Genomic DNA, 7,638 nt, shown 5'->3' on the forward strand with positions numbered 1-7,638 from the left:
TGACCGTATATCGTTATGATAAACAGCCACTTACACAGAAAATTTTATAGTCTCAATGTCCCATGTGTTCACGTTTCATCTGATTCTATTATTAGTCAACGCGATATTTTACGTATTCTTTCTGCAGCTATTATTGAAACTATCCGGCATATCCATTCATTGAATTCCCTCAAGTTCTATAAAGAAATTGGTTGGATACCCAATGACTCTGAATTATCTGCACGACCACCTGAACTCCGGCAAGCTTTAAGGTTGAAAGGGGGTGGCCATAAAAGGATATGCTATCCAGAGCCACCATTATATACAGATGAAGCTGATTGGCATCAGCTTATCGGTATTGAGGCATTTACCCCTCTTTGGAATGCATCAGAAAAAGACTGTCTTGTTCAACAACGAATAGGTATATCAATTTCAGAGATTCAAGCTGATGGTTTTTCCGTTAATCATATGCACTCAGACCATTTAATTCGATTGGCGCAAGACTTGGCGAGGCATCTTTTGGCTCGTTCAGCCACATTAATTTATGGTGGCGACCTACGACCTGATGGTTTCACAGAGTTTATTCTTGACGAAGCTGCTATTTTGAAAGAAAGGTTACATGGAAGCCAGCCTAAAGTTGAAAACCATTTGGCTTGGCCGCTATATGTTTCAGCACCTGAAATAGTTTCTTGGAGGGCGAAATATAGCGAAGTAATGAAAACAGTCCAGCATAAGATTCCAGATGATATTGTTGCAGATGTTACAGAGAGTATTTTTTTGCCACCGAACTCGACTCAGAATTGCTATATCTGGTCAAGGTGCTTAACTGAAATGCGCCAGCAGTCAATTGAGTCTTCAACAATCAGAATTTGTGCTGGTGGGAAATTGTGGGGCTATAAAGGAAAAATGCCAGGAGTATTAGAAGAAATTGTTCTAGCTATTGATTTACAAAAGCCTGTGTTCCTTCTGGGGGCCTTTGGTGGTGTAGTTGGATCCGTTTGTAATTTATTACTTGATGAAGGTGATCAGGAGCCCCTGACAGATGAATGGCAATTTTCTCATAATACAGGTTATTCTGACATGCAGCGTTTTGCGAAAGCTAATGGACAAGATTGTAAATACAGCTTGGTCGTGGAGCGACTAAAACAGTTGAACATATCAGAGCTAGCATCTCGCTGTGGACTGACCCTGGATGAGTACGTAAGGATTATGCGTTCTCCTTTCATTGATGAATGTATCTATTTAATTCTGAAGGGGTTGAAGGCGCTGAGTTAAGGTGAGCCCTTAGTCATAATAGCTAGTAAGTTAATCTAGCGAGCCAGAAAAGTAAGTTAGAGGGAATTATGAATGATTCAATTGGCAATGAGTTGCTTCTGAATTATGAAAAACAAGCAGAAAAAACAGATAGATTCTTACAAGGCGATATCATCCCTATTCTTCTAGGTTTATATGGGGAAGTTGGCGGTGTCATGGCAACTTCCAAAAAGTACCGCCGTGAAAAAAAAGCTTATGTTGGGTATAAAGATGCAGTCGAAGAGGAATTCGGTGATGCATTTTGGTATTTTTCTGCTCTTTGTAGGCGTTTGGGTATTAGTATTGAAAACGTATTTAAAAATTATGGCTCTCCTTGTAAAGTTGAAGATGAAATTGTTCCCTATTTGGAGTTATATGAGTGTGGTTCGAAATCTGATGTCGATTCAGCTCTAATTAATCTTGGCTGTGTGACTGCACGACTTCTCGAAGAGAATAAAAATCTTGATGGTTTAAGAGAAATAATTCCTTACTTTGCTCTTTCTTTTCGAAATGCTATTGAATTGACAGAGCTCGATTTTTATAAAGTGGTTCAGAGTAATTTAAATAAAACTCTTGGTCGATTTGCGCCGTTAGGCCAACATGTGCTTGACGACTTTGATGCTCAATTCCCCGTTGATGAGCAGCTTCCATGGCATTTTGAGATTCAAATTACTCAAAGAAAAAGTGGCCAGAGCTATTTAAAATGGAACGATGTTTTTATTGGAGACCCTTTAACCGATAACATAAAGAATCCTGATGGGTATCGTTTTCATGATGTGTTTCATATGGCTTTTGCAGCAGTACTTCATTGGTCTCCGACATTTAGATCTTTAATTAAACACAAAAGAAAAAGTGACCCGGCGACTGATATGGAACAGGATGGCGGACGTGCTATTGTCGTTGAGGAGGGCCTTACAGCTTGGCTTTTTTCCTATGCTCAAAGCCTCGATAATTTTGAAGGGCATGACAGCGTATCTTTTGATGTTTTGAAGACTATTCAAAAATTTGTTCAAGGCTATGAAGTTGAAAAATGTCCATTAAAACTTTGGGAAGAGGCAATACTTCAAGGTTATTCGGTATTCAGAAAAGTTAAAGAAAATGAAGGTGGATTAGTGATCGGTGATCGAAAAAATAGGAAAATTTTCTACCGTCAATTAGAGGAAAAAAATGAAAGCTGAGCGCTTTGTTGAAGAGGTAAGTAAGTTATCTTTTGATAATACCTTTAATCCATATTCAGATCGGTGCGATGTATATGATTATTTCGATGCTCCGCAGAAGCGAAGGGCTTTACTATTGGAACTACTTAATGCGGCTAGCTGTGTTGAAGTAGATGCAATTTGGATAGGAAGGGACTTAGGGTATCGTGGTGGGCGGCGAACAGGGTTAGCATTAACTGATGATATTCATCTTTCTCATCATGGGGAAAGGTGGGGAATCAAAGTTGATAAATTGACAAAGGGTTTAGCTGTGCCAGAGAGAACTGCAGCAGTAATTTGGAGTGTTCTTGCTTCAATAACAAGTCCCGTATTCCTTTGGAATGTTTTTCCCCTTCATCCTCATGACGCCGGAGATCCATTTAGCAACCGTGCTCACAATATAAAAGAAAGAATGGCTGGTGAGGATCTTTTGGGATTACTAATTGAATTTCTCAAGCCAAGAAGAATTATTGCTATTGGTAACGACGCTGAAAAAGCAGCAAGGAAAATAGGTGGTAGCCTTGACGTAATTAAGGTTAGACACCCAAGTTACGGAGGACAGTCAGATTTTATTGGGCAAATGCGAGTAGCGTACAAATTGAGTTGAATAAAATAAAAGTGTGTATGCAGGGCCTGCGTCACTTTTTAACCACATGCTTCCGTGCCGAGAGTGTTCAGTATTTTGTGTCAGCCAACTCATCACGCACTTTAAATAAGTGATAAAGGCTTTCTGATTCAAACTCGCCGCGTATTTATGTGAGTTGCGGATTTGATGGACGATGCAGTGCTGTACTTCGGTTTTGGGGGATAGGTCAGTCAAATGAATAACCCTTATGCTCATATGGACGAAGACGGTGGCTTTAGTGCTTTGCTACCTGTTTATAAAGACAACGGGCATCAGGATCCTTATTTCAGCTTAAATAATGGTGATAACTCCGACGAAGTTTGGCCTGCGCTCGATATGTCGGCTCAGCCTAAAGCCGCTGCGCCATCACCAGAGCCTGAAGCTATTCACCCATTACAGCGTGGGCACCAGAACCCTTGTGCGCATAATCAGCAGGATCATGACGAGCAAGCGCAGAAACAAGCTCCGCTGTTGCGCTTTGCGGCTATGGCCGCAGACCAAAAAGGGCATATTGCGTTACCACAAGTTGCAAAAGCTGCCCGTCAGTTGGCGCATTCAACCTACATTGAGCGCGACAGCTTATGGCCTGAAGGTGTTCCAGAAGAACCAGTGCAGTTACTGAACCCGGAAAAAGCGTTTTATTTATTGGGTTATAGCTACCATGAAGTGGATTCGTTAGGTGAGATAGAGCCCGGTGTGGATGTGGCCGGTATGATCGACAAAGACAAAAAACAGGTGTTTATATCCAGGCGTTACCCTGCAGCGGTGCGTAACTTTACCGCTGCTCATGAATTAGGCCATGCCATTATGCATCAACAATCTGGCTTACATCGTGATAAGCCTATTGATGGCAGTACCGGAGCTATAAGGGATGCTATCGAAAAAGAAGCCGACTATTTTGCCGCCTGTTTTTTAATGCCGGAAAAGCTGCTGCGTAGCGTGTTTGCACAGCGGTTTCCTGCTGAAGTGTTAAACCATGAAGGGCTGCGTGATTTGTTAAACCGCACTAACGACAAAAAAACAGACAAGCAGTTAAAAACTATGCGTGGCTTGGCGCGGGCTTTGGCGGGTTTGGACAGCATTAACGGCCACGCTGTGCCCTCTTTGGCGGAGTATTTTAAAGTGTCGGTGGAAGCTATGGCCATTCGGCTGGAGCAGTTGGGGTTAGTGCCGGAGTATTGATGTCTTGGATGTGTCAAAACGCCCTATTAAACTTATGAATCGACCAGAGTTTCCTAAAGGTCATACAGCAGAAACGATGATTTGATAAAAGTGAATATCGTGGCGATCTATAAAGATTGTCTGGCCTTGCTGAGCTGGCTACAATGCGGATAGATGGTGTACGGGAGAAATCAATGACTCAGGTCGTCAGAAAAGTTTCGCAGGCAAAGCGCAAAGACCCACTGAATGATTTGGCGACTTTAGCCGCCGTGGGTCGGCAAGCGTCCCGTGCTGCGCGTGAAAAAGCCTTGCAGCAGGGCGTTAGCTTTACGTTCGCCAAAAATGGTGTGATCCAGCGGCGCCACCCTGATGGCAGCACGGAGATTGTGCGCCGTATTGAAAACAGCACTAACTTTCCCACGCTGGAACAGGATTTATGCCGTGATTAAGGTTAATTGCCGGGCCTAATGGTTCGGGAAAAACGACCTTAACAAACGAGTTACGGCATAAATACGACGTTCCACTTGGTCAGTACGTCAACCCCGACGAAATTGAACTGACACTGCATCAACACGAACCTGATCCCATAAAGCGTTCCAAGCTGGCGCAGACCATTGCAACAGGTCAACGTGAACAATGGCTGGAAAAGCAGGTGTCACATAGTTACGAATCTGTGATGAGTCATGAAAGCCATTTGGAATATGTCAAACGGGCGAATCAGCTGGGGTATAAATGCTACCTCTATTATGTGTGCATCGCAGACCCTGACATTAACATCGAGCGGGTTGATGAACGGGTTAAATTAGGTGGGCACCCAGTTCCCATTGATAAAATTCGCAGCCGGTATACCAACAGCCTTGAGCAGTTGTTTGACATGGCGATGCAGTGTCACCGCGTGTACTTTTTTGATAATACGGACCTCTTGGTGCCTTTTGCTGAGGTAAACCCTAACGGCTACTTAGACATTAAAGAAAAAGAATACAACCAAGTGAAGCCTGTCTGGTTTCGTCTCCATGTGTTGTTGAAATGGCCAAAAGATAAAGTCCGTATTTTGCGCTGAACAATAGCTGGGGTAATGCTTACATCAAAGCTTCTTGCGGCTTTCATAAGAACATAACCCAGCTTTGGTTCTTAGTTCCCAGCCGCTAATTCCCGGCGCACTATCTCTGCTCCTGCGGCTAAGGCATTCAGTTTGCCCCGTGCTACATGGCGGGGCAGTGGCGCCATGCCGCAGTTGGTGCAGGGGTAGAGGTGGTGGGCGTCGACAAACTGCAGTGCCTGGCGCAGCGTGGCGGCTACTTCTTCCGGCGTTTCGATCTGGTGGCTGGCGACGTCGATAGCGCCGACCATCACTTTTTTACCGCGGATCAGTTCCAGCAATTCCATGGGCACCCGTGAGTTGTGGCATTCCAGTGAGATAATATCGATGCTGGATTGTTGCAGCTTCGGAAATACCGCTTCGTACTGGCGCCACTCGCTGCCCAGCGTTTGTTTCCAGTCGGTGTTGGCTTTAATGCCATAGCCATAACAAATATGCACGGCGGTTTCGCACTGCAGCTGTTTCAGGCCGTCGGCGGCTTGCTCCAGCGCGGCAATACCCCAATCGTTCACTTCGTCAAAAAACACATTAAAGGCCGGTTCATCAAACTGAATAATGTCGACACCAGCCTCCACCAGCTCTTTGGCTTCCTGGTTCAGTGTTCTGGCAAATTCAAAGGCCAGCTTTTCGCGGCTTTTGTAGTGCGCGTCGTACAGGGTGTCGATCATGGTCATAGGGCCAGGTAAAGCCCATTTGATCGGCGCTTTGGTTTGCGCCCGTAAAAATCTGGCATCTTCCACAAAAACGGGTTTTTGCCGGCTGACCGGGCCAACTACGGTCGGCACGCTGGCGTCGTAACGGTTACGGATCCGCACGGTTTCGCGCTTTTGAAAGTCCACGCCGTCCAGATGTTCGATAAAGGTGGTGACAAAGTGTTGGCGGCTTTGCTCGCCGTCACTGACGATATCAATGCCCGCCAGCTCTTGTTCATGCAGCGACAAACGCAGCGCGTCCTGTTTGCCGTCTGTTAATTCTTCACCCTGTAATTTCCACGGCGACCACAAAGTTTCAGGTTCGGCCAGCCAGGTGGGTTTGGGTAAGCTGCCTGCGGTGGAGGTGGGGAGTAATTTTTTCATCCTGTATAGCCTGTTTGGGTTGTTTAAATTAAACACGGAAGTGCGCTGACCATTGTTCTAAAACAGCGCGGTGCGGCTTAATAAAGTGCTCTTCGGCAAACTTGCCTTGTTCTACAGCCAGGCGGCTGCGCTCGGCTCTGTCGTACACAATATTGGTGACCGAGTGCGCTGTGTTTTTCAGGTTGGGCTGATAGCTGCTGCCGGCGACTGTGTGTGCGTTGTAAATTTCCGGCCGGTAAATTTTCTGGAAAGTTTCCATGGTAGCAATGGTGCTGATCAGCTCCAGGTTGCTGTAGTCGTTCAGCAAATCGCCAACAAAATAAAAAGCCAAAGGCGCGGCGCTGCCTGCAGGCATAAAGTAGCGCACCTGCAAGCCCATTTTTTTAAAGTACAGCTCGGTCAGTGACGATTCATTCGGCAGGTATTCCACCCCCAGCACCGGGTGTTTATTGTTGGTGCGATGGTAGGTTTTGTTGTCTGACACGCTCAGGCAAATCACCGGGGCTTTGTTAAAGTTTTGCCGGTAGGTGGCTGAATTGATAAACGACTGAAACAGCTTGCCATGCAGCTCGCCAAAATTGGCCGGAATGCTGAACTGGGTTTGGTGCTTATTGTGCTCCAGCAGCAACACGCTGAAGTCGTAATCCCGCACATAAGACGAAAAGTTGTTGCCAACAATACCTGCCAGACGCTGTCCGGTCTGGTGGTCCAGAATGCTGGTTTTCAGCACTTCAATGATGGGGAAGCTGTGGCTCTGACCTTCAATGCTGATGTCCACGGAGATGATCTCCAGCTCCACCGCATAACGGTCAGCCTGTGGGTTGTCCCAGCTGGCCAGGCTGTTAAAGCGCTGGTTGATCATCGCAATGGCATTACGCAGGTTTTGCTGGCGGCTTTCACCCCGCGCCAAATTGGCAAAATTGGTGGTGAGGCGCGTATTGTCCGCAGGCTGATAGTGCTCGTCAAAACCAATGCGTTTAATGCTGAAGCTGAAATTCGTGTTCATCGTGATCGACTCCTTTTATCGAGACGGCTGTAAAAACGTCTGGATGGCCAAATTGGCGGTAGGGATGTTATACGCCCAAAATTGCATGAATAAAAATGGCTTTATTTCATTGGTGCGTGAGAAATATTCATGATTTGCCTGCGAAGGTGTGTAAACATCCCTTTTTTAGTGGCAGCCTAAATTAGAGTTTTCCGCCTCTGCTT

8 protein-coding genes are annotated in these 7,638 nt (G+C 45.6%); 6 read left to right on the forward strand and 2 right to left on the reverse strand.

Annotated elements, in window-relative coordinates:
- Positions 1–15 precede the first annotated feature (15 nt).
- The 6 genes from WKJ04_RS18135 (at position 16) to WKJ04_RS18160 (ending at position 5,314) form a co-directional block, all read left to right on the forward strand.
- Complete coding sequence (locus WKJ04_RS18135; RefSeq protein WP_337881689.1) at positions 16–1,254, forward strand: hypothetical protein; 1,239 nt, start codon at positions 16–18, stop codon at positions 1,252–1,254.
- Positions 1,255–1,322: 68 nt separating this feature from the next.
- Entirely contained in the window at positions 1,323–2,450 is a 1,128-nt protein-coding gene (locus WKJ04_RS18140) for a nucleoside triphosphate pyrophosphohydrolase family protein (RefSeq protein WP_337881690.1), read from the forward strand.
- Positions 2,440–3,075 carry a uracil-DNA glycosylase gene (locus WKJ04_RS18145; RefSeq protein ID WP_337881691.1) on the forward strand — a complete coding sequence of 212 codons (636 nt, stop codon included), beginning with the start codon at positions 2,440–2,442 and terminating at the stop codon, positions 3,073–3,075. The genes WKJ04_RS18140 and WKJ04_RS18145 overlap by 11 nt, the downstream gene beginning before the upstream one ends.
- Before the next feature lie 213 nt (positions 3,076–3,288).
- Positions 3,289–4,275: an ImmA/IrrE family metallo-endopeptidase gene (locus WKJ04_RS18150; RefSeq protein ID WP_337881692.1), complete on the forward strand. Its 987-nt coding sequence runs from the start codon at positions 3,289–3,291 to the stop codon at positions 4,273–4,275.
- A 173-nt stretch (positions 4,276–4,448) separates the two neighbouring features.
- Positions 4,449–4,703 (forward strand): hypothetical protein, encoded by a 255-nt coding sequence (locus WKJ04_RS18155; RefSeq protein ID WP_337881693.1) that lies wholly within the window; start codon positions 4,449–4,451, stop codon positions 4,701–4,703.
- Positions 4,704–4,708: 5 nt separating this feature from the next.
- Positions 4,709–5,314 (forward strand): zeta toxin family protein, encoded by a 606-nt coding sequence (locus WKJ04_RS18160; RefSeq protein ID WP_337881696.1) that lies wholly within the window; start codon positions 4,709–4,711, stop codon positions 5,312–5,314.
- A 71-nt stretch (positions 5,315–5,385) separates the two neighbouring features.
- Here WKJ04_RS18160 and WKJ04_RS18165 read toward each other — a convergent pair whose 3' ends face one another.
- Both WKJ04_RS18165 and WKJ04_RS18170 read right to left on the reverse strand, forming a co-directional pair.
- Positions 5,386–6,429 (reverse strand): methionine synthase, encoded by a 1,044-nt coding sequence (locus tag WKJ04_RS18165; protein ID WP_337881694.1) that lies wholly within the window; start codon positions 6,427–6,429, stop codon positions 5,386–5,388.
- Between the two features lie 28 nt (positions 6,430–6,457).
- Positions 6,458–7,435, reverse strand: coding sequence for a DUF1852 domain-containing protein (locus tag WKJ04_RS18170; RefSeq protein WP_337881695.1), 978 nt, complete (start codon positions 7,433–7,435; stop codon positions 6,458–6,460).
- Positions 7,436–7,638 lie beyond the last annotated feature (203 nt).

Origin of the sequence: Rheinheimera sp. (genome assembly GCF_037442345.1) — a bacterium.
Lineage (GTDB): Bacteria > Pseudomonadota > Gammaproteobacteria > Enterobacterales > Alteromonadaceae > Pararheinheimera.